Annotated in this window: 15 protein-coding genes; 11 read left to right on the top strand and 4 right to left on the bottom strand. The window is 32.5% G+C overall.

Annotated elements, in window-relative coordinates; translation table 11 throughout:
• Window positions 1-22: 22 nt before the first annotated feature.
• From ACE193_RS06765 to ACE193_RS06740, 6 genes are all read left to right on the top strand, one after another.
• Window positions 23-847 carry a hypothetical protein gene (locus ACE193_RS06765; protein WP_375562246.1) on the top strand — a complete coding sequence of 275 codons (825 nt, stop codon included), beginning with the start codon at window positions 23-25 and terminating at the stop codon, window positions 845-847.
• Between the two features lie 227 nt (window positions 848-1,074).
• Window positions 1,075-1,551: a transcription elongation factor GreA gene (gene greA / locus ACE193_RS06760; protein ID WP_375562245.1), complete on the top strand. Its 477-nt coding sequence runs from the start codon at window positions 1,075-1,077 to the stop codon at window positions 1,549-1,551.
• A gap of 51 nt (window positions 1,552-1,602) precedes the next feature.
• On the top strand, window positions 1,603-1,992 hold the full coding sequence (locus tag ACE193_RS06755; RefSeq protein ID WP_375562244.1) for an HIT family protein: 390 nt from the start codon (window positions 1,603-1,605) through the stop codon (window positions 1,990-1,992).
• Between the two features lie 302 nt (window positions 1,993-2,294).
• Window positions 2,295-2,627, top strand: a complete 333-nt coding sequence (locus ACE193_RS06750; protein ID WP_375562243.1) for a tRNA-binding protein — start codon at window positions 2,295-2,297, stop codon at window positions 2,625-2,627.
• A gap of 59 nt (window positions 2,628-2,686) precedes the next feature.
• Window positions 2,687-3,106: a hypothetical protein gene (locus ACE193_RS06745; protein ID WP_375562242.1), complete on the top strand. Its 420-nt coding sequence runs from the start codon at window positions 2,687-2,689 to the stop codon at window positions 3,104-3,106.
• The gene (locus ACE193_RS06740; RefSeq protein WP_375562241.1) at window positions 3,084-4,325 is read left to right on the top strand and encodes a hypothetical protein; all 1,242 of its coding nucleotides are present in this window, start codon (window positions 3,084-3,086) and stop codon (window positions 4,323-4,325) included. The genes ACE193_RS06745 and ACE193_RS06740 overlap by 23 nt, the downstream gene beginning before the upstream one ends.
• Window positions 4,326-4,815: 490 nt before the next feature.
• On the opposite strand, the gene ACE193_RS06735 is transcribed toward ACE193_RS06740, so the two are convergent.
• Together ACE193_RS06735 and pafA are read right to left on the bottom strand one after the other, a co-directional pair.
• The gene (locus ACE193_RS06735) at window positions 4,816-11,016 is read right to left on the bottom strand and encodes a M43 family zinc metalloprotease (protein WP_375562240.1); all 6,201 of its coding nucleotides are present in this window, start codon (window positions 11,014-11,016) and stop codon (window positions 4,816-4,818) included.
• Window positions 11,017-11,330: 314 nt separating this feature from the next.
• The gene (gene pafA / locus ACE193_RS06730) at window positions 11,331-13,022 is read right to left on the bottom strand and encodes an alkaline phosphatase PafA (RefSeq protein ID WP_375562239.1); all 1,692 of its coding nucleotides are present in this window, start codon (window positions 13,020-13,022) and stop codon (window positions 11,331-11,333) included.
• A 420-nt stretch (window positions 13,023-13,442) separates the two neighbouring features.
• Between pafA and ACE193_RS06725 the strand changes: the two genes are divergently transcribed.
• From ACE193_RS06725 to ACE193_RS06705, 5 genes are all read left to right on the top strand, one after another.
• Window positions 13,443-14,342, top strand: a complete 900-nt coding sequence (locus ACE193_RS06725; protein WP_375562238.1) for a hypothetical protein — start codon at window positions 13,443-13,445, stop codon at window positions 14,340-14,342.
• On the top strand, window positions 14,339-15,211 hold the full coding sequence (locus ACE193_RS06720; RefSeq protein WP_375562237.1) for a hypothetical protein: 873 nt from the start codon (window positions 14,339-14,341) through the stop codon (window positions 15,209-15,211). The genes ACE193_RS06725 and ACE193_RS06720 overlap by 4 nt, the downstream gene beginning before the upstream one ends.
• Window positions 15,212-15,356: 145 nt before the next feature.
• Complete coding sequence (locus tag ACE193_RS06715; protein WP_375563345.1) at window positions 15,357-16,280, top strand: DUF58 domain-containing protein; 924 nt, start codon at window positions 15,357-15,359, stop codon at window positions 16,278-16,280.
• Between the two features lie 396 nt (window positions 16,281-16,676).
• Window positions 16,677-18,092 carry an ADP-ribose polymerase gene (locus tag ACE193_RS06710; protein ID WP_375562236.1) on the top strand — a complete coding sequence of 472 codons (1,416 nt, stop codon included), beginning with the start codon at window positions 16,677-16,679 and terminating at the stop codon, window positions 18,090-18,092.
• Window positions 18,093-18,219: 127 nt separating this feature from the next.
• Window positions 18,220-19,092, top strand: a complete 873-nt coding sequence (locus ACE193_RS06705; RefSeq protein ID WP_375562235.1) for a hypothetical protein — start codon at window positions 18,220-18,222, stop codon at window positions 19,090-19,092.
• A 111-nt stretch (window positions 19,093-19,203) separates the two neighbouring features.
• Here the strand turns inward: ACE193_RS06705 and ACE193_RS06700 are convergent, their stop codons facing one another.
• Together ACE193_RS06700 and ACE193_RS06695 are read right to left on the bottom strand one after the other, a co-directional pair.
• Entirely contained in the window at window positions 19,204-19,377 is a 174-nt protein-coding gene (locus ACE193_RS06700) for a hypothetical protein (protein ID WP_375562234.1), read from the bottom strand.
• Window positions 19,378-19,489: 112 nt separating this feature from the next.
• Entirely contained in the window at window positions 19,490-20,131 is a 642-nt protein-coding gene (locus ACE193_RS06695) for an SAM-dependent methyltransferase (protein WP_375562233.1), read from the bottom strand.
• Window positions 20,132-20,157: the final 26 nt, after the last annotated feature.

The following is a 20,157-nucleotide window of genomic DNA, read 5'->3' as shown; positions in this document are numbered from 1 at the left end:
ATTTTACCTTTATTTTTATTAAATGAAAACTACAAAATACTTATTTTTTTTATCTTTAATAGCTCTTCTATTTTTTTGTAATGGATACGTTTGGGCTACTTCGCTCACTACACTAAAAGGCACAAAATGGTATTTGGAACGAATGACAGAACAAGATACAAGTGTTTCTTCCAAAGTTACCTCTAAATTATTCAAACAAGGAGCGCAACAAATTTCATTTGAGAAAGATGGAAAATATGATGCACGAAATTTATTAGGCTTAGATAGCTTAAAAGGTTTTTTTATCGAAACAAATCATACTTTAGTTTTGAGTAATGAAGCTGGAAATGCCTACTATTGGGTATTTGAGTTTCAAAACAAAACTTCAGACTCTCTAACGGTACAGTTTGTAAATTATTCTGCAAAGCCATCTGTCATTCATCTTACCTTTAAGCCAATGACAAAACAGCTTGAAGAAATGGTACTTGCACAAACCAATCAACCTAAATATGCTGATTTTAAAGGTGATTGGGAGTGGAATTTTGATGGAAAAAAAGTCTTCATTCAACTTAATCAAGTTGGAAAAGAAGTGTTGGGAACACATTGTTATGGCGTAGATTGTCAGCATAATTATTCCCTTTCTGGTACAGTAGAAGGCGATACAGCAACTCTACAAATAAAAGACCGTAATACATTAGAAATTTTGGGAGTTGGAAAACTTATTCGTTTATCTGATGGAACATTAAGTTGGCGATTAGATAAAAATGAAAAAGGAAAAATTGTAACTGTTGAAAAAGTACAACTCAATCAACCCAAAGCTATCGAAAAGAAAGAGAAAATAAAGATAGACGATAGTAAAAAATTATAATTGCTAAAAAAGGCAAATTAAACCAAATAAATTACATCAATTTCACTATATTTGTAATTACAGAAAACTAAAAACCAAAACTAGCAAAACACGTATAAATATAACAGGTTCACGCCAAACTTTTAATAGATTTGGTGTGTTCTTTTTTTTGGTAAAAAATTCCTTAATCAATGGATAAGGAAACATACTCATACACTTTGACAAATAAATCATAAATTTTCAGAATTATGGCAAACATATCATATTTTACAAAAGAGAAATACGACGAATTACAACAAGAACTCTTATATCTCAAAACGAAAGGAAGAGCAGAAATAGCAGAAGAAATTTCAGAAGCTAGGGATAAAGGCGACTTGAGAGAAAATGCAGAATATGATGCAGCAAAAGATGCACAAGGAATGCTTGAAATGAAAATAGCAAAACTAGAAACAACAATTAGTAATGCTCGTATTCTTGATGAATCTCAAATTGATACTTCAAAGGTTTCGATTCTTTCGAAAGTAAAAATTAGAAATTCTGCCAACAAAAAATTAGTTTTACAATATACGATTGTAGCTGAAGAAGAATCAGATTTGAAGCAAAACAAAATTTCTGTTCTTTCTCCTATTGGTAAAGGTCTTTTGGGTAAAAAAGTAGGTGAAATGGCAGAAGTAGAAGCTCCAAGAGGAAAAATGAAATTTGAAATTCTAGAAATTAGTAGGTAATTTTCATTTTTAGCTAATTTTCAAATTGTAATTTTTAATCCTAATTAATACATGTCTATTTTCACAAAAATCATAAACGGCGAAATTCCTTCTTATAAAATATTGGAAGACGAAAAGCATTTGGCTTTTTTGGATGTTCGTCCATTAAAAGAAGGACACGTTTTGTGTGTTCCTAAAAAAGAAAACGATTATATTTTTGACTTGACCGATTCAGAACTCTCTGATTTGATGGTTTTTTCAAAAAAAGTGGCTGTCGCACTCAAAAAATCTATTTCTTGTAATCGTATTGGAGTGGCTGTTGTTGGTTTGGAAGTACCACATACACATGTCCATTTAGTTCCGATTGATGAAATTGCAGATTTGAGTTTTGAGAAAAAGCGACCAGAATTTAGCCAAGAAGAATTCCAAAACACAGCAGAAAAAATTCGTCAGAATTTTTAATAATTACCAACAATAAACTCTATTTTATATTTTGCTCAAGCTATTTTTTGCACTTATCAATTCAACCTTAACGGTTATCAATCTAATTGGTATATTAAGAAATAGATTTTATACCTTTGAATATATCAAAACTAACTTAGTTTAAAAATATTTAAGATAGGTAGTAGTAAGTAAATAAAGAACGTTCGTTTGCTGTTTTCCAGTAAATGAGCGTTTCTTTTTTTTAGTTATTATTTTGTAAATTTGAGCTATATTATTTTGATATAAAGATAATTATCACCTATTTTCTAATTCCTAAAACTATGCTTTCTTATTCAGATTTTGAAAAAGTAGAAATGCGTGTCGGAACAATTTTAGAAGCTAAAGTTTTCGAAAAAGCACGCAAACCAGCTTATCAATTACGCATCGATTTTGGTAATTTTGGAATCAAAAAAACAAGCGCACAAATCACACAGAAATATCCCAATCCAGATATTTTGGTAGGAAAACAAATCATTGCAGTTACTAATTTCCCACCCAAACAGATTGCTAATTTTATGTCAGAGTGTTTGATTTTGGGAGTCATTGGAGATGAAGAAGGTGTAACTCTTCTTAGTACAGATTCGCCAGTTGAGAATGGACTTTTGATTAGTTAAGGTACAATTACGAATGCAAATCTCTGAATATAAATTTTTATTCCTAATAAAATAATGATATGAAGCTATTTGGAATTCTTTCTGCTATATTTTGTAATTTTTTGTTGCTCTTTTTATTTCGGTTTTTGTCTATTAATGTAGAAGGTTTTTCTTTTGTAGAGAATATTTCCATAAGTCAATATGTATTTTTTGTAGCTTTATTTTGTTGGTATTTATTGACTTTCAAAAAGGTAAATATTTATATCAATCATAGTTTATTTCTTGTTTTTATAATTATCTGTTTTGTTTATCTTCATTCTGTTTTAGTTCTTTCTATTAAAATGGAGGACTATGAATCTTTTTCTGAGTGGAATGCAGCTAGAGGATTGTCTGCGATTTATCTTATCCCTCTTGTATTTATTCTTTCTATTATAAAAGGTTTTGGTTATGATTATTTGATGAATAAAAGACAAAATAATGAAGACATTTCAGAATACTAAAAAAGAACAACCCAAAACCGAAAAAATAGCTATTCTTTCAGTCTTAAAACCTGTCAATGATATTCGTGCGTATCATAAAATAGCCAAATCAATTTCATATAATTCAGAAAATTCTAAGAAAGTAACTTTAATAGGTTTTGAAGCAAGTAGTAATTCTGAAAAAGAAAACACAAATTTGAATATTAACTTTATAGAATTATTCACTTCCAAAAAACATAAGAATCGTTTAGGCTTTTGGCGTTTTTTTGCTGGTTTTAAAGTTTTTAATCAGCTTTTAAAGCTCAAACCGAATACAATAATTGTTTGTGCAGTCGAAATTCTACCTTTTACATTATTTTTCAAATTTTTATTTAGCTTAAAATCAGAGTCAAAATCAAATTCGATAAAATTGGTTTATGATGTACAAGAAAATTATTCGTTTAATATTTTGTATCAAGACAATTACCCACTTTTTTTAAAGAAATCATTAGCTTTTTTGATTCAGTTTTTTGAAAAATTATCATCTTTTTTTATTGATTTATATCTTCTGGCAGAACGCTGTTATTTGGAAGAAATGCCTTATTTGAAAAATAAAAATTATGTTTTTTTGGAGAATAAATTTTTAATAGAAAATAATGAAAATCTCAATACTTTTGATTCTTATCATTCAGATTATTTAGCAACAAAGAAAATTAAATTTCTACTCTATGGTTCATTTTCAAAAACGTATGGAACTTTAGAAGGTATTTTATTTTTCAAAAAATTAGAAAAGGAATTACAAAAAAATGGTTTTTCTGCTACTTTAATTTTGGCTGGCTATTGTTCGGATTCTGTTTATTCTCAAAAAATAAATACATTGATAGAAAATGAAACTTCTATTTTGTTGATAAATGATTCTATTTCTTCGCCTGTTTCTCATACCATTTTATTACAGCAACTTCAAAAGACAGGTTTTGTAATTTTACCTTATTTATTCAATAAAAGCACTCAAAATTGTATTCCTACTAAATTTTATGAATGTTTGGGTTATCAAAAACCAATGCTTATTTCTGAGAATCCAAACTGGAAAAATTTTATTCAACCTTTAGAGGCTGGAATTTTTATTGATTTTGAGAATGAAAAACTAGAGGATGAAATACCAATTATTATACAGAAAATTCTTTCTCAAAAATTTTATACAAAAGCTATTGATGAAAAAATATGGAAATTTGATAGGGAAGTTTTGAAGAGAATAATTTAATTTTTGTAAACTGTTTATCTAGGTTAATCGCATCAAAAAACGAAATTTTGAAATTAGTAGGTTAAAGACTTGCCTTTGACTGTATTTGTATTTTGGATTATCTGACAGTTTTTGTGGAGTGGGTAATTTGTTCCGTAGGAACTTTATATTGGTAGAAAAATGAAAGACAAAAATTGTATTCTGTTCTGTTAGGAACTACATTTTGGTAGTATTTTTCACTACGTTTGTAAAATACTACCAAGATTAAATTCCTACAGAGTAAAAATCAAAATTTATTAGAATTAGTTTTATTATCAATGATTTTTACAAAAATTGTTAGATAACCTTATTTTTTTTAAACCTAGAAACTACTACTTAACAAATCAAAGGCAAGCCTTTGCACTACACATACACATTTAAAACAGACAAAAATGACCTACAAAAAAAGCAACCCTATTTCTAAGGTTGCTTTTTTTATTAAAATCACATTCTAAAAATGTGTTACAAATTATTATTTTTCAATAACAATTTTGCGAGTAACAACACCTTTTTCAGATTTGAATTGAAGTGTATAAAGAGCTGAAGCATATTTACTTAAATCTAATTGATACGAATTTGCATCTAAAGGTAAAGCAATCGTTTCCAATGTTCTTCCTAATTGGTCAGTCAAAACAAGAGTTACAGTTTCTGTATTTTGTCCTAGGTCAATTTGGAAAACACCACTTGCACTTGGATTTGGATAGATACGCAACGCCTTGATAAACTCATCTTCCACACCTACCACTACTGGAGGTGGAACATTGAAGCGTACAGTACGAGTGCGAACACTACAACCATTTTCATACGTTACTAAAGCAGAATACGAAGCACTTTCTGTTGGTGTAACTGTTGTTTGCCCTTCCAAAGAAGCATCATCTGTATCTTCTACTCTCCAAGTAATGTTAGAAATAGTACTTTCAGATTCTACAAAAAGAGTAGTTTCGGTAGTACGAAGATAAGCAGGCTCTACACTCAAACGTTCTACATTTATGGTAGAAGAAGTTGAACTACAACCATTTTGAGAAATAGTAATACTATAATCTCCACCACTTGTAACTGTAATTGAGCTTTCAGCATTTCTACGGATTACTCTTCCATTTCTACTCCAGTCATACGTTACACCACTAATTTGGTCTGTCGTAAGAGTTACCTCGTCGTCTGGACAGAATGTAGCTGATGAAGCTTCAATAGAAACAGAAGGCAAAGAAGTAACTACGACTTGAATTTCATCAGTAGCCGAACAACCATTTTCTGTAACTGTAAGTGTATATTCTCCAGATTGAGAAACAGATAGTTCTCTTTCAGAACCTACAACTGTATTATTAAATGTCCAAGAATAAGTTGCGTTTGCGACTTCTCTAGCTCTAAGTATTCCATTTTCACAGAATCCAGTACTTATTCCGTTTGCAATTTCGGCAGAAGGAGCATAATTAAGAGTAACATTACTAAATGTAGAAGTAGTAGAACAACCTGATTTAGCAATACGTACTTGATAATTTCCACTACGAGTAACAGAGAAAGTATTTGCATTTGAGTTTTCTATTGTAACACCATTCACTAGCCATGTATAAGTAGCATTATCTACTTGATTGGCTGTAAGAGTAGTAGTTGCATCACAACTACGAACACGAGAACCTTCCAAAATAGTAGCTTCAGTAGTAGGAATTACTACTGCCTCTACTCGTGTACGTGTACTTTCTAATCCTTGTTGACCAATTACACTAACATAATAAACTGTATTCTCACTAATTACAGGTGTTTGGTAGGTTGCATTTGCTGTTTGTGCTATTGCTGTCCCTCCAGTTTCTTCTGCATAAATATTGAATACAGAACCTGTTCCACCTAAGACAATCGTAGCAGAACCTGTTCCACAACTTGCTGTATTAGAAACAACTGTCGGAGCATCTGGAAAAGTACGTCCATTTGCTTGAGCAGCTTGAGATTGAACACCACCATTTGTAGCAACTAATCTGTATGAATAACGAGTATCTGCATTTAGTCCTGTATGTTGGAAAGTTGTTGTAGCTCCTGAATTTATTGTAGTAACTACTGTACTTCCTCTATAAAGAATATAACCTGTTGCACCATTTACGGCAGTCCAAGAAAGATTAATTTGTGAAGTAGAAACTCCTGTTGCAGTAAATCCAGTAGGTGTAGTTACTGTTGGAGTTCCACCTCCTCCTCCACCTGTTGGACAATCTATAACAACAACACTAGCTGTATCTGAACTTGTACAACTTCCAATAGTAACTGTATAAGTAACTATATATGTTCCTGCACCTCCTGCTGCAACAGCATCAAATGTTCCATTTGTTGAGTTTACATTTGTACCTGAATATACACCACCTGTTGGCAAGCCACCTGTAAGTGTTGCTGCTGTAGCTACAGCACATATATTAGGAGGATTAGTATAATCTGCTATTGGTGCATTACTGACTACTATATCCTGTGTAGCTGTAGAAGTACAACCACCTGTTGTAACAGAATAAGTAATTGTATGTGTGCCAATTCCTGCTGTTGTAGGGTTAAAGTTTCCACCTGTTACCCCTGTTCCTGTGTAAGTTCCACCTGCTGGCAAACCTCCACTAAGCACAAATGCTACATCACTTACACAAACATTTGAATTTGCAGTTGGTAAAGTAAATGTTACAGTAGGAGCTGCATTAATTGTAATGGTTGTTTCTGCGCTTGGACTATTTGGTTGCGTAGAAATTACTCGTACTCTATAAGCTGCACCAGTTGTTGCTGTACTTGGAATAGCTAATGAAATAGGGCTTGTACCAGATGCAGTAACAAGAGGTGTAGTAAATGAACCAGTAGCATCAGAAAGTTGAGCTGTAAATTCATTTGTACTTCCAAAAGTTCCTGAAGTAGTATAAGGAACAGAGATAGAAGTTCCTGCACAGTAAGTTGTTGGAGTAACTGTACCTAAAGTAACTGTTCCTGTAAATACATTACAAGCTGCTGGAGCAGTAAATAGAGCATTTGAAGTAAGCGTACAAGCTGCATTTCCAGAGAAAGAAGCTGTAACATCTACTGCATTGCCATCAGACTCTAAGTTAGTAAGAGTTACTGTTTGTGGACTTGTAGTTGTTGTGAACGTCTGTCCGTTTACTACTAAATTTCCACTAGGATTAGTATATGTAACTGTTACATTTGCTGTGTATTTATTATTTGTATCTACACAAGCTGTCTGACTTACATACGAAATAGCTGTAACACCACATTCACTAGGGTCGCCGATAGCTAAACCACCAGAAGCATTTCCATTTCCAAAACCATTATTGATAGTTGCTTTGGCTGCATGTTCGGTAGTTAAGTAAGCCGAACGAGTAAGTGCATGATCTGTGTTTGTAGTTCCATTTGCAATTGGTGTTGTTGGAGTAACTGCACTAATTGCTCCTCCTGTACGGTGCATTTTTGCATTTGTCGTCCAAGAAAGACCTGTTGCAGTTTCCCAACCTGTTTTTTCAGCATTAGTGTAATAAAGTGTAACATCTATATTTTGAGTAGAAGGGTTTGTAGGAGTAATTCGGAAAGACTTCTGAGTAAGTCCGTTTGCTGCTCCTGTTGAAGTATAAGCAACTTGTCCTGTTCCAATTCTATCAATAGCAACCGTAGTACAACCATAATCATGAGCTGTATTATTTTCTAACTTTGCCATTACTTTATCATTTGCACTAATGACATAAACTGTGCTATTAGCTCCTAGATAAACTTGCTTAGAAGCAAGAGCATTTTCTACTGGGAACTCTTGTAATCGACTTCCTGTCAATACAATATTATCTACTGTAAAAGGAGGACTTGTACCTACTGACCCATCATTATCCCATCTCCATACTAAATACAGAGTAGCTTGATTTTGACAAGCAGCAGGAAGAGTAACTGTATAAGCTGTAGAGTTTGGTTGTCCATAGAATGGAGTTGCGTTGGCAGGTGTTCCATTATTTGTACCATCTGCTGGTCCTGTAATAGCTGTAAAAGGTCCTGTTGGAGAAGTAGAATACATCAAACGCCCATAATCATAAGCAGTTCCTGTAACTTCGCCTTCTAACTTGAAATCAAAACTAAGTTGAAGATTTGTAGCACCAACTGTATTGATAGAAGGAGAAACCAAACGTCTTCTTGAAGTACTTGTAATAGTATAGGCTTGTGGTCTAGTCGTAGCATTATTTGTGATATATGCACTACGAGTCCCTGTCATTCCACCATTTTCTCCAAATACCCAGTTATTAGAACCATTTGCTGTTCCTACGGTGGCTATTGTCCAACCTCCAGAAACTGCACCAGCAGCATAACTTTCAAAGTTTTCAGAAAATAATGTTTGAGTAACATTTTGAGTAATGTCGTCATTATCATTTACTGTAAGTGTATGAATTGTATTTGTTCCTAAAATAGCTGCTGTACCTACTACTGATAAAGTAAGTTCTAAATTTTCAGCTACTTCTAGGGCATTATCATTAAATACTCTAACAACGACATTTTGAGAAGTTGTACTTGCTGCAGCAAAAGTAAGTGTAGGAGTTTGAAGTGTATAATCTTGTGCATTCATTGTTCCACCTGTTGCAGTTACATTGACAGTAACGGCAGTAGAAGGAGCAATAGTAACAGAAACAGGAATACTCAAATCTTGATATCCTCTACAATCTACTGTTCCAGAAGTTGAGTTTTCTGTAATTGTATTTGTAGTAGAAGTAAATTCTATTGTAGGACGAGCATCATAAATTTTCACGTTATCAATCCAAAGATTATTTCCATTTGCATTGACTGTAACAAATCGTACTTTGATACTCTGCCCAATATAAGCATTTAATGAAACAGACTCTCTGCGCCATTGATTAGCTGCTGTCGGAACAAATGCTGCTGTGGATGTTGTAGTAACTGTGGCAAGGTCTGTTCCTGTTTTAGAGTAAATAGGTGTAGTTACCCAAGTAGCCCCACAATCTGTTGAAACATCAATACGCAATGTTTCGCTTGTGCTTGTGTTTCTCTGACGATATGCTAAATCAAATTCTATACCTGCACTTGCAAGACCTGCAGTAGTTAGATTAATAGAAGGAGAAACTAGAATATCTTCTTGTCCTGCTCCTGTATAAGAATGGTGTCTTACCAATGCAGCCTTTGTACGTCCTCCATTCAGACCTACTAAAGTGGGAGAAGCATCAATCGTCCAAAGATTACAATCATTTCCTGGATTTAGAAGTTGCCAAGAAGGTGGTGGAAAATCATTACCTTCAAAATCAGCTAAAATTGGTAACGCTCCATTTCCTAACGTAAAAGAAGAGTTTGATAAATCAGAAGCTGTAAAAGGATCTGCTACTCCGTTTGGTAAAATAGTTCTTGCTTCAAAAGTATAAGTACCAAAAGTAACTCCTGTAATATTATTAAGTACTAAATCTGTAGTTCCTCCAGCAGGAACATTAAGTCCTGTAAAAACCTGTGAAGTATAAGCTCCTGTTGTTCCGATACGAGATTCAACTGTTACACTTGTAAGAGCAGTAGAACCATAATTTTTGATACGAACAGAAGGCGTAACCGTTCCACTACAAATATCTCCAAGAGGCGTAATTATATTCAAAACACCTGCATCACTAGGGTTTGGTGGAATAGAAGCTACTGAGTTGATAAGAGAAAAACGAGTAGTTTCTAAGATAGTACGCATACGAACTTTTTGGTCATTCGTAAAGATATTCATACAAGCATCCGTTGTATAATCCATATAGTTTTCAATCATATCAGGAAAATCTACAGGTGTGTCTGTACATGAGTTTGTTCCTGTTGGACAACCTCCATTAGAAGCTCCTGCTGTAGGAGTATCTGCACAAAAATCATCTGCTGTACAACCACCATCACCCCAAATGTGACGAAGTCCTAACCAGTGTCCAACTTCGTGAGTAGCTGTTCTACCCAAATCATAAGGTGCTGATGTACCTGGTGTAGTTTCTCCACCCACAGAACCTGTAGTCATAACAACTCCATCAGTAACTGAATTAGTAGTATTACAATCCATTCCACTTAAAGTAGTTTGAGGAAATTGAGCATATCCCAAAATTCCTCCACTAAGAGGTACACACCAAAAACTCATATAGACTGTTCCATCATAACCTTGAGTAGTTGTTGTATAAGGTTTTATAGTAGCATCAACGAAACCAGTAGCATAAGGAGGTGCACCCCAACCTTGAGTATTTCTATTGATACGGTTTACACCAATTTCTGTAAAAGCTGTTCCATTAGGTTGGCGTTGTGCTAAACGAAACTCAATTTTTGTATCTGCTCCAACAGGGTTGTTATTGAAACCATTTGTACCAGCATTACGACGAAAGTCATCAGTAAGTGTTTGTATTTGAGATTGAATACGAGCATACGAAATATTATCTCCTGTGCCAATAGGCTCTCCATTATGAATTACATGTACAACAACAGGAATAATATAAACCCCATCTACAATATGTGCATTCGGATTGCCTTGTTGTTTGTCTTTTATTAGTGGAGCAAGCATTTGCTCCATGTCGTCTAATGTTCCTAAATTGGGATTATTAGCTCTTAATTCAGTGTCATTTTCCATAGTAGCACATCGTACATAGCCGTTGTATTGAGCATAAGTAGTAGTACTTGATAGAGTTAAAAATGCAAACCAAATTACTCCCAATAGAGGTAGTAATATTCTCTTCATGTTATGTGTTTTAAAAATTGTGTAATAGTAGAATATAAGAAATAGGAACAATAAATTTGGTATTACATTCAAGTTAAGTCAAATTTATCAATCCAATAACAAAAGTATAATATTTTTTGGCTTATTCATAGAATTACTTTCATAAAATTGGGTTTTTTTCTGACTTTGCAATATTTAACCTCTTTTCAAATCATAATTTTTATAACTACTACCTTTATTGAAACAAACAGAATTAACAAAACCTCAAAACAAAAAAGCAATCTCTTTTCAGAAATTGCTTTTAAAAACTTTGCACTAATAATTCTTTCTATTTTCTATTCAAAAATTTCTATAATTGGATTTCCCACACAACCACTTGGCTGTTGAAGATGCAATAAAGAAGCTAATGTAGCAGCAATATCTGTAATTTCTACTCTACGATGTGTTTGTCCGTGTTTGATATTTTTACCAAAAAATAAAAGTGGTACTTGCGTGTCATACGTATAAGGTGTTCCGTGATTAGTACCTCCTTTTTTATAGTAGGAATCCATATAACCTGCTTGAAAAAGAAATGCTACATCTGGAGAAAGTATTGGATTAAACCCATTTTGAGTAAGCTGTAAAAATCCTGTTCTCTGAATTTGTTTGCTCAATTCTGTTGCTGTAATAGCTTGAGTAATTCCTTTTTGAGTAAGTAAAAATTCACTTGTTTTTTGTTGTGCTTCCTCTAAGGAAATATTTTTTTGAAGTAATAATTCTCTATTCAAAAAAACATCTTGGTCACCCAAAGAACTTACAAATTCGCCTTGTCCATAACTTTTTTCTAAAAAGTTATTTAACTCTACCTTCATAGAATCCCATTCCAAATAATCAGCATCAAACTGCAAATCATGTAAGTGTGATGGACTTGGTGCGCCTGCGTGGTCAGCCGTCAAGAAAAGTGTATATTCTCCTTCTCCTACATTCTTATCCAAAAACTCAAATAAAGCAGCCAGTTCTCTATCTAATCTCAAATAAGTATCTTCTATTTCTACCGAATAAATTCCATAACGATGTCCTACATAATCAGTAGCTGAAAAGCTAAGTGTCAAGAAATCAGTAACTTCATCTTTTCCCAGTTCTTCTTTCAAAATAGCTTCCTCTGCAAAGTCTTCTAAAAAACTATTTGCAGGAGCTGTAAACGGAAACTGTCTATATTTTTTTTCTTTATCATATTCATCTACAAAATAAGGAAAAGTTGCTTTTTTATCCTTTGTTGGCATTGCTTCATATTTGTTCTCATCGGCAAAACTTGCTGTATAATTTTCTATTGGAAGAAGTAACTCCCACCCTTTTTTCATGTACGCATCAGGTAGTTTTTTATCATTAAAATCATTGACCCATTGAGGCATTTTTTCAAAATAATAAGTACTACTAATCATCTTTCCAGAACTTGCATCATGCCAATATGCGCCATTTGGAATATGTCCTGCTGGCAAAATAGCACTTCTATCTTTTATAGAAATTCCAATCACTTTTCCTTTTTGATTGGTGGCTAATCGAAGCTCATCTGTAATTGTACTTGTTTTGAGGTTGCGAGGCGACATTTTACCAGCTTTCTCTTCTGGAGTTGCTGTTCCCAATCCTTTTACTGTACTGTCTTCTGTACAATAAAATCTTCTATTTTCGGTTCTACTGTACCAATTATTATTTATTATTCCATGATTGGTAGGAGTTGCTCCTGTAAAAATAGACGCATGACCAGGAGCTGTATTGGTAGGCGTATAATTGTAATGTGTATTTTCACAAGAAAAGCCATTATTCAATAATCTTTTAAATCCATTTTCAGAATATTGATTATAAAAACGATACAAATAATCATAACGCATTTGGTCGACTACAATTCCGACTACTAATTTTGGACGTGATTGTAAAGCATTTTTTTGATTATTATTATTATCAGAATTAGTTTGGCTAAATACTGATTGTGTAGAAAATAAATAACTCAGTAAGCAAAGTAAAACTGCTGCTTTTGTAGAAAAATTCATGTTGGTTGAGAGTAAAAGTATATAAATCTTATCAAGGCAACAAAGGTAGTTATTTTTATAGGGTGTTTGGATGGTAATAAGAAAAATCAAGGCATGTTCATAAAAAATAATTAAATTTGAAAATGCTTGTAATCAAATAAATTAACTATGCTGCTCCTTCGGAGTATAGCATTTTTTCAACTTTGATAGTAGTTTCACAAGGCTGTCAATATTTTTAAAAATAAGTCCTTTTGTGTTAAATTATTGTCAGAGTTATTTTGGATTACCAAAAAACTACTCACAAAGTTATTATGAACATGCCCTATAAGAAAAATTTAGTAAATAGGTTGCTAAGACAAAAGAAATGAAAATTCTGTAAATATAACTGATAGACAAAATCAATGGAGTTTTGATTTGTATTAATTTTACTATTTTTAGCTTATGAAAAAACGAAAACTAAATAAATCTACACTGCTTTTGGCTTTCTTTGCTGTGGCTCTTTGGTGTTTTTATTTGTGGAAAGAGAAGGAAAATCAAGCATTTATTGAGGAAACGCAAGGTATTATTATTGATTTTAATGAAAAAATAAGAAGAAGTAATTATTTTAATGATAATGTACAAAGAGCAAGAGGGAGTTGGGCTGACTCAATTGGTTTTGTAGATAAACTGCCTAAGTTTTCTATTGAGGATATTCCAAAAGAATACAATAACTATTTGAAAGCCATAAATGATTTTGAAACTGAATTTTTCTATGCAAGAAGATATTACGAAAACTTCAAATACAATGTTCTATATAGAAAAAAGTGTTTATCAGAAATAGAAAAGCAATTTCAACACATTATTAAATATTCAGACTTCGAAAAAGCAGATTTACACAAAGTAAATTGGCAAGAAACCAATGATGAAACGATTTGGCTAGATTTAGTTCAGCAAAGAAAAGAAGTGATACAAGTAGTAGATTCCATTTTTGAAGAGAATGAAAAGCAATTTCCTACTTCCTATGTTTCTAATAGTTTTGAGGGATATTCTACGCTCATTCCAAATTATGAAGCTCAAAAGATGCTCATAAAAGTATATTGGTTTCCTTCTGATACAAAATATTATACTGATTATGGAAAAACTCGTAGAAAATATATAAGCATAGACTATCGCTTCTTTCAATTTGGAGATTCTTTATACGACGAGGTCGCAAACCCTAGAACTTATCACATTTTTAATCAAAAAACAGATACTGTTCTATTTCCTATTTTTCCTAAAGAGAGATTAAAAAAAATGGACAAATTCGATAAAAATCAATTTAAAGTTCCTTTTAAAATTATTTCTAAAAAATTAAGCAAATGAAAAATAAAATTATAAACAGTTTATTGATTTTGATTTCTATTGTTGCTTTTGCTTTCATTTTGAAAAGCTATCTAAAAATAACAGTTTATCAAGACTTGCGAGATGATTACGAAGTAAAATATATGAATTTGAACCTTAAAGTTTCCAAGAGTTTAACTTCAGAAATGAATAGTTATGTAGTCAATGACAGAAATATGAATAAAGTAAACTCATTTACTCTTTTAGATGAAAATAGTATGCATCCACGTGATATACAGAACGTTGAAACAGCAAGAATTTTATATCCATTGGATTCAATTATAGAAAGTGATTTGTTAGGCAAAAATTGGCTTCAAAACAGAGATAAAATACGTTCGATTTTCTTGAAAGCATCAGAAGCAGATGACTCTTTAAAAAAATATAACACAGAACTTAGATATGACTTGGAGGAAATTTTTAAGAAAGACAAATTAAGCTTCTTCGAATGGGTTGGTTTATCTTATATTTCTATTGATTATAAAGGAATTTTAAACAGTAGAATGGGAAGTTTTTGTATGTGTTTTCCTAATTATAATATAATAGGTATTCCATCAAAGCAAATTGTGAATATAGGAGATACTGTTTTTATAGATTGGATAAGTTATATTGACACAGACTTTATTCCTCAAACTTATAATGTGACTTCTAATTATGAGAACTATCTTAATTTTGAAAGTGGTTACCATCATTGTCGTACATGTGGTAGAAGTGAAAATGCTTTTTTAGTCCAAGAATATCAAATCCCTTTCTCAGAAATAGAAAAGAATAAAAAATGGCGAAGTGTATTTTATTTTAGAAATGATAAATTAGAACAAGATTCTGTTGTTTTGGAGAGAGAATTGGAGTTTTGAGGTTTTTTATAGTTTATTTTTAAAATAAGATTGTATTTTTGAATGTATTACCTAACGCAAGATTCTATCTTGTGTTTACTGTTTCGCAAGCATCTGCTTGCAAAAAAGAATGTCCAAGCAAAATGCTTGAACAAGAAAATAAAAAATTATGCAAGAATTAGATATACAAGCCATTCGTCAGTTCGGAAATATAGAGTTTTTGGCTCGTCAAGTGGTAGAAGGATTCATTTCAGGACTTCATAAATCGCCTTATCACGGTTTTTCGGTAGAATTTGCCGAACACCGTCTTTATAATACAGGAGAAAGTACTCGTCATATTGACTGGAAAGTCTATGCACGTACCGACAAACTTTTTGTAAAACGCTACGAAGAAGAAACTAATCTAAGGGCGCAGCTTTTGATTGATGTTTCGCCTTCTATGTATTATCCACGAGAAGGAAAGTACGAAAATGGAAAAATTACCTTTTCGATTATGGCTGCTGCTTCCATTGCGTATATGCTTCAAAAACAGCGTGATGCTATCGGTGCGACTACTTTTTCGGATAAATTAGAACTCCAAACACCTATAAAAGCGACTTCAAAACATATTCATACGCTTTTTTTAGAGTTTCAAAGATTATTAAATGCACCAGCACCCAACAATAAAAAAACATCGACAGCAAAAGTATTACACGAAATAGCCGAGCGATTACACAAACGTTCGTTAGTCATTATTTTTAGTGATATGTTGGATAATATGAACGAAACCGACGACCTTTTTGCAGCTCTTCAACATTTAAAACACCGTCATCACGAAGTTTTATTATTTCATGTAAAAGATTCCAAAACAGAAACCGAATTTGATTTTGAAGACCGTCCGTATATTTTTACTGATGTAGAAACAGGCGAAAAAATCAAACTTCAACCAGCAGAAGTACGAGAGTATTATCGTGAGCAAACCAAAGCCAAAGAACAAGCTCTAAAACTAAAAAGTGGACAATATAAAATTGATTTTGTAGAGGTGGATATTCGTCAGCCAATGGACAGAATTTTATTGCCTTATTTGATAAAACGTGCGAAAATGAAGTAGTTTTTTCAGTTATCAGTGACCAGTAAAGTAGTTACCAGTTAATTTCAATACTTCTTATCATCTAAGTACTTGTATTTTAATTCTGAATTTTGAAATTAGACTTCTTACTTTATTTAAAATGTATTTGTCTTTATCCTGCCTTTCATCATATAAATCATTTACCAATCCTACTTATGTATTTCCATTAGCTACAAACTCCCAAAAGTTTGTAGCTTTTTTTGCTATTTTTTTTAGTCCTCATATAGTTTACGTCCTACTAAGTTAAATTTGTAGTATAAATAATTAGTAATTGCTATTAAATTTAGCATAAATTTCTTAACTTAGCTTTCAGAAAGAGCAATAGTAAGAATTTTGCTAAAAATACTATCACTCTTTTACACACCAAATTTACCTATTATGATTAAGCAACATTTTATTCCTGTTGGTTCTAATTTACCAAAACCAGCTATTACTCCTTTCAAAACAGCAAAATTAGTAATGGTAACGGCTGTAAATAACAATAAATACTATGAAATGCGACAGATTTCTGATGATATTTTTTCAGTTTCGTATGGAAGAGTAGGACAACGAGCAGCCGTAAATGAATATTCAATGTATCAATGGGAAAGCAAATACAGAGAAAAAGTACGGAAAGGCTACAAAGACGTAACCCATTTATTTAGAGAAGAATTAGAAAAAAAAGTATCAAAAAACAACTCAGTTCATTCTAATTATCAAAACTCCCATAACTTTTTAACTTCATGGTCGGCTATCAAAAACGGTCAAGTGCGTGAGCTTTTTCGTCATCTGACACGCTATGCACATCGTTCTTTGTCTCATAATTATGAAGTTTCGGCTGCTGATGTTACGATGGCACAAGTAGAAGAAGCACAAACTATTTTAGATAATCTGACTAAAAAAGTAGATTTTAAATCAAATAAAATAAGCAAAAAAGACTTAGAAAATTTTGATACAATCAGTTTTAATGCCCTTTTATTGGAGCTTTATAGTATTATTCCACGCAAAATGGAAAGCGTTCAGAATTACCTTTTAGAATATACAGCAGGAAAAATAGTTTCGAAACAGATTCTACAAAAAGCAAGAAAAATTCTAACAAATGAACAAGAAACGTTAGACGTAATGCGTGGCGAAGTAGAATTGAGATTGCAACAAGCAGCAAAAACACACATTGTCTCCTCAAGTAAAGGCACACAGTCGTGTGTCTCTCTTTTAGATGCATTAGGAGTTGAAGTCAATATTTTAGATAAAAAAAAGGCGAAAGATGCTATTCAAATCAAGCGTATCAAAAAAATGATGCAGGAAGAAGTAGGAAAGTTTGTAAATGCCTATTCTGTAAAAGACATTGCACAAGAACAGGTTTTTACTAAAAATCTAAAACAAAGCAAGTACAGAACAACAGATTTACTTTGGCATGGAAGCCGAAATGAAAATTGGCTTTCTATTCTCAAAACAGGTTTGATTTTGCGCCCAATAAATGCACTTATCACAGGAAAAATGTTTGGCTACGGACTTTATTTTGCTGATAAATGCCGAAAATCTTTGAATTATACTTCACTTGCAGGTTCTTTTTGGACAGGAGGAAATGATAAAAAAGCCTTTTTAGCCATCTATGAAGTACATACAGGCAGACAACTCAAAATCGAAGAATATGAAGATTGGTGTGCTAGTCTGACTTACGAAAACCTCAAAAAACAAAATTCAGAAGCTGATTCACTTTTTGCAAAAGGTGGAATTGACCTTTTCAATAATGAATTTATCATCTATAAAGAAAATCAATGTACGATTCGATACTTAGTCGAAGTGCATTATTGATATAATTCTAGCGCAAGATTCTATCTTGTGCTTGCTGTTTCGCAAGCATATGCTTGCAAAAAAGAACGTCCAAGCAGATGCTTGAACGATAAACCTAAAACTTCTCAACTCTAAATATAAACCTAAAATGAAAACACTCTCTTTGATTGACATACAACTTGTAGCACATGAGCATTTCAAAAAACGTGGTTTTACAACTACTTTAGATGTTAAAAATGAACTTCGAAAAAATGGTTTTCACGCCATTCAGTCGGAAGTTTCGCTTTGGATGGACGAACTTGCTACGGAAGAAGAATGGGATTATGAATGTAACGGAACATTCAGAATGTACTCTTTGGGTGACGACGAGCAGTATTCGGCTACACTTTATATGGTAAAAGGAAATGCGTTTTGGGAAGGCGAACTACATGGAAAAACCGTTTGGGTAACTCATGGCGCAATCGGTAGCACGATGCAAAGCCGAACAGTTCACGAACATACATTTCCTAAAAGTCGTATTGCGTGGGCAAATTGGAAACAGATTATTACTAGAAATTATCAACATGGTTTCAAATCATTAGATAATCCATTTATTGCTCGTCTGCGTTTGCGTTCGTTGTATCAAAATTATAGAATGCAAACTCCTGTTTCTTGTCTTGTTTCGTATAGAAATACAAAAAAATATATGGCAAAAGGCAATCAATGGATAGAAATGCAGGGAAATTATGTTTTGGGTTGGGAGCTTCCAAAACAAGAAAAAGAACTCAAAAGAATGCTTCGTAAAAAAGAATGGAACAGTGTTCAAGTAAATTTTCAGACTGTCCATGTGCATCACGAAGAAACTTCTCACAAAGAACCTTTATTGGTAGAAGACCTTTCACAGCCAATTATGGAAATTGATAATTCGAATATTTATGAAATAGAATTATCCTATCCAAATGGCGAAACACTTTATTTAAGTGCGTATGACTGGCAATGGGAGAGAGAACTCTTGCCTTTGGTGCGCTGGCTAACTCTTTAATAAAGTCAGAAGTATGAAGTTAGGGGGTAAGAAGTAAAGACAATAATTTTAGGATTAAATTTTATAAAGTAAAAACCGTTTTTAGAGCAATTCTGAAAACGGTTTTTGTGTTTATTTTTTCTCTAGTTCCAAGTCTGTTTTTCCATAATTGGGGTCATTACGAACATCATCTTTGTCAAGCATTCTATATTTTCGGTGACGCATATAATCCATAAAATAACCTGCTGCTGGGAAAAGCACAGACATTACTAAAATAAATGCAATCAATGCCATTGTACTACTCATAACTATATATTTTTGAATGGTGAATTATTAATGGTAAACTATGAACGAACTTCTTATACTTTGATAAATAATTGTGTAACCTAATGGTTTAATGTATTTCATTAACCATTCATCATTTACAATTAACCATTTCAAAAAAGAGTTCTGTTCCTTGTCTTGGTTTGATGCTATTGTAGCATCTTTTTAAATTTTTTATTTCAAAATAAGGTTCAAAAACATCTCTGTATTCGTTTATATTTCCTCCAAAAGGTGGACTATCTTGTTCTTCTCTGATTGGAAAATCAAATAAAAGTCCGATTAGTTTTCCTCTTTTTTTCAAAAGTTGATTCATTTTTTTTGCATAATCTGTTCTCAAACGTGGGTCTAAGGCACAAAAAAATGTTTGTTCGACAATCAAATCAAAGAAATTGAAGTATTCTGAATTTTGTCCTTCAAATTTAAAAAAATCATCTTGAATCAAATGTTCTTTCGGAAAAGTAGGACAACGTTTTGAAAACTCTTCTAAAGGCGACAAAGCCAAATCAATTACAAAAACATTTTTAAATCCTTTTTTATGTAAATATTCAGCTTCATGACTACTTCCTGCACCTGGAATAAGAATTTTTAGATTTTTATTTTCTTCTGACTTGTCTATTAATCTATCAAAATAAGCAACTAAAGGAGGACTAGCATAACCAATATCCCAAGGTGTATCCGAATCTTTATAGCGATTTTGCCAGTATGACGTATCAAAAGAGGTAGAAGAGGTGTTCATAAAAAAAAATGTGTGTGTTTGTAATG

This window comes from Bernardetia aquimarina, assembly GCF_042180575.1.
In the GTDB taxonomy this organism is placed as follows: domain Bacteria; phylum Bacteroidota; class Bacteroidia; order Cytophagales; family Bernardetiaceae; genus Bernardetia.
The sequence above is the reverse complement of the archived record's forward strand: the minus strand, read 5'-3'. Positions and strand labels throughout refer to the sequence as shown.

Excerpts from the sequence above, each read along its gene's own strand:
- ACE193_RS06765 (WP_375562246.1), top strand. The coding sequence starts at position 23 with ATGAAAACTACAAAATACTTATTTTTTTTATCTTTAATAGCTCTTCTA.
- greA (WP_375562245.1), top strand. The coding sequence starts at position 1,075 with ATGGCAAACATATCATATTTTACAAAAGAGAAATACGACGAATTACAA.
- ACE193_RS06755 (WP_375562244.1), top strand. The coding sequence starts at position 1,603 with ATGTCTATTTTCACAAAAATCATAAACGGCGAAATTCCTTCTTATAAA.
- ACE193_RS06750 (WP_375562243.1), top strand. The coding sequence starts at position 2,295 with ATGCTTTCTTATTCAGATTTTGAAAAAGTAGAAATGCGTGTCGGAACA.
- ACE193_RS06745 (WP_375562242.1), top strand. The coding sequence starts at position 2,687 with ATGAAGCTATTTGGAATTCTTTCTGCTATATTTTGTAATTTTTTGTTG.
- ACE193_RS06740 (WP_375562241.1), top strand. The coding sequence starts at position 3,084 with ATGAAGACATTTCAGAATACTAAAAAAGAACAACCCAAAACCGAAAAA.
- ACE193_RS06735 (WP_375562240.1), bottom strand. The coding sequence starts at position 11,016 with ATGAAGAGAATATTACTACCTCTATTGGGAGTAATTTGGTTTGCATTT.
- pafA (WP_375562239.1), bottom strand. The coding sequence starts at position 13,022 with ATGAATTTTTCTACAAAAGCAGCAGTTTTACTTTGCTTACTGAGTTAT.
- ACE193_RS06725 (WP_375562238.1), top strand. The coding sequence starts at position 13,443 with ATGAAAAAACGAAAACTAAATAAATCTACACTGCTTTTGGCTTTCTTT.
- ACE193_RS06720 (WP_375562237.1), top strand. The coding sequence starts at position 14,339 with ATGAAAAATAAAATTATAAACAGTTTATTGATTTTGATTTCTATTGTT.
- ACE193_RS06710 (WP_375562236.1), top strand. The coding sequence starts at position 16,677 with ATGATTAAGCAACATTTTATTCCTGTTGGTTCTAATTTACCAAAACCA.
- ACE193_RS06705 (WP_375562235.1), top strand. The coding sequence starts at position 18,220 with ATGAAAACACTCTCTTTGATTGACATACAACTTGTAGCACATGAGCAT.
- ACE193_RS06700 (WP_375562234.1), bottom strand. The coding sequence starts at position 19,377 with ATGAGTAGTACAATGGCATTGATTGCATTTATTTTAGTAATGTCTGTG.
- ACE193_RS06695 (WP_375562233.1), bottom strand. The coding sequence starts at position 20,131 with ATGAACACCTCTTCTACCTCTTTTGATACGTCATACTGGCAAAATCGC.